Here is a 2404-nt window from a genome sequence, read left to right as displayed (position 1 = left end):
CTAAAATCGCAAGGGGAGTTGACCCTTCGTTGGATAAAGAAGCTCTTCGTGTGGTAAATGCGCTTCCTGCATGGAAGCCAGGTAAACAGCGAGGAAAACCGGTTAATGTATCGTACACGGTACCAATTAACTTCGTGTTGCAGTAACAAATAAAAAACAATATTTTTGCACTCCTGTTTCTTTCGAAGCAGGAGTTTTTTTTTGACTAAAATAAAGTAAATGATAGAAACAGCACCTATAACAGAAAAAGCGGTTATTGTGGGACTGATCAACCAGGATCAGGATGAACGTCAGGCAAAAGAGTACCTCGACGAGTTGGAGTTTTTGGCCGATACTGCGGGTGCGCAAGTATTAAAAAAATTCACACAAAAGCTGGATGTTCCGAATAAAGCCACATTCGTTGGCCCGGGAAAACTCGACGAGATTAATCAATACATTAAAGTTGTTGAGGCCGATACGGTAATTTTCGACGACGAACTTACACCAACTCAATTACGAAATATTGAACGCGAGTTAGAATGTAAGGTACTGGATCGTACCAATCTTATCCTCGATATTTTTGCAAAGCGGGCACAAACAGCTCATGCAAAAACACAGGTTGAGTTAGCGCAGTACCAGTATTTGCTTCCGCGATTAACACGAATGTGGACTCACCTCGAGCGTCAGCGTGGTGGTATTGGTATGCGTGGTCCGGGTGAGACCCAGATAGAAACCGACCGCCGTATTATTCTTGACAAAATCAGCCGCTTAAAAACTCAGCTGGTAAAAATTGACAAACAAAAAGCTATTCAGCGCAAAAACCGTGGCAAAATGGTGCGTGTGGCTTTGGTGGGGTATACCAACGTTGGTAAATCGACCATTATGAATATGATGGCCAAGTCGGAAGTGTTTGCCGAGAATAAACTTTTTGCAACACTCGATACTACGGTACGAAAAGTGGTGATCGAAAACCTGCCTCTCCTTCTGGCCGATACGGTTGGTTTTATCCGCAAACTGCCACACGGATTGGTTGAATCGTTTAAATCAACACTCGACGAGGTGCGCGAGGCAGATATTTTGCTACACATTGTTGATATTTCGCATCCGGGATTTGAAGAACAGATTGAAACGGTTGACACTACACTGAAAGAAATCGATGCCGGCAATAAACCAACTTTCTACATCTTCAATAAAATTGATGCTTTTACCTACGAGGAAAAAGATGAGGATGATCTTTCGCCACGTACAAAAGATAATTTCACCCTGGAAGAGTGGAAAAGCTCGTGGATGGCAAAAAGCAACACCCCGGCATTATTCATTTCAGCAAAAGAAAAAACGAATATCGAAGAGTTTAAGATGGAACTTTACGAAAAAGTGAAGGGGATTCACTCGCAGCGTTTTCCGTATAACGATTACCTTTATGATTCGGACTGGACAAAAGGAATTCAGGAATAAACATGGTTCTTTTATTTTGCTCCTAAAGATGAAAGTGCAGGCCACTGCTATTATTATGTATTAGATATTGTAATGTGCTGTAAATTAGATGGTAGATTCGTGCTGTTCAATCTGAAATCAAAATTCGTTAATCGAAATTCATCATTCAGGTTTTATTCCATTTCAACTTTTTTTATCACCGATTTGTCGAGGCAGTTTTCCAGCATTTCAATGCTGGTTAAACGCCGAAGCGGGTGTTTCATTTTCGGGGCAATTTCAACCAGCGGAACAAGAACAAAACGTCGTTCGTGAATGCGCGGGTGGGGAACGATCAGATCTTTCGACTCCATAAACTCGTCGTTAAAATACAGGATGTCAATATCCATTTCGCGCGACGAGTAGCGTTCATTGCCACGTTTCCGGCCAAAATCGGCCTCCATTTCGTGGATGCGCCACAGCAATTCTTCCGCCTCAAGTTTGGTTTCAATAGCCACTACCTGGTTCCAGAACACATCTTCGCAATGAAAACCCCACGGTGGTGTTTCGTAAACCGATGACTTTTGGATTATTTTACCTAATTTTAAGTCAATCAGTTCGAGGGTGCGTTTAAAATTTTTATCCTTATCGCCAATATTTCCGCCTATTCCAAGAAATACCTTGTTCATTGTATCTTATATTTGTAATTCCGTGATAAAAATGGTACTCATTCACTAAATCGGAACATGAATAAAATTACAAAAATATGAAAGAATTCTTCAAATACGTATTAGCGACCATTGTTGGTTTCCTGGCCATATCGTTAATTGGTATTTTTCTGATGTTTATCGTTTTTGGGGCTATTATTGCCTCTGCCGATAAAGAGATTACGGTAACCGACCAGTCGATGTTAGTAATTGACTTAAGTAAAAGTATTGTAGACCGTGCTCCGAACGATCCTTTTGAAGATCTTGAACTGCCCGGATTTTTTAGCTCGATAAAAACAATCGGGCTG

At 41.1% G+C, this 2404-nt stretch carries 4 protein-coding genes; 3 read left to right on the top strand and 1 reads right to left on the bottom strand.

Features of this window, described 5'->3' with window-relative positions; all coding sequences use genetic code 11:
* The first annotated feature begins 5 nt into the window (after positions 1-5).
* Together ABZB17_RS22245 and hflX are read left to right on the top strand one after the other, a co-directional pair.
* Positions 6-146 (top strand): energy transducer TonB, encoded by a 141-nt coding sequence (locus tag ABZB17_RS22245; protein ID WP_372653828.1) that lies wholly within the window; start codon positions 6-8, stop codon positions 144-146.
* 73 nt (positions 147-219) lie between these two features.
* Complete coding sequence (gene hflX / locus ABZB17_RS22240) at positions 220-1434, top strand: GTPase HflX (RefSeq protein ID WP_372653826.1); 1215 nt, start codon at positions 220-222, stop codon at positions 1432-1434.
* Positions 1435-1586: 152 nt separating this feature from the next.
* Here the strand turns inward: hflX and folK are convergent, their stop codons facing one another.
* Positions 1587-2078 carry a 2-amino-4-hydroxy-6-hydroxymethyldihydropteridine diphosphokinase gene (folK, locus tag ABZB17_RS22235; RefSeq protein ID WP_372653824.1) on the bottom strand — a complete coding sequence of 164 codons (492 nt, stop codon included), beginning with the start codon at positions 2076-2078 and terminating at the stop codon, positions 1587-1589.
* Positions 2079-2155: 77 nt separating this feature from the next.
* On the opposite strand from folK, the gene ABZB17_RS22230 reads away from it, so the two are divergent.
* A partial coding sequence (locus ABZB17_RS22230) for a hypothetical protein (protein ID WP_372653821.1) occupies positions 2156-2404 on the top strand: 249 nt, incomplete at its 3' end.

The organism is Draconibacterium sp. (assembly GCF_041583095.1).
Lineage (GTDB): Bacteria > Bacteroidota > Bacteroidia > Bacteroidales > Prolixibacteraceae > Draconibacterium.
This window is presented reverse-complemented; position numbering and strand designations above follow the sequence as displayed.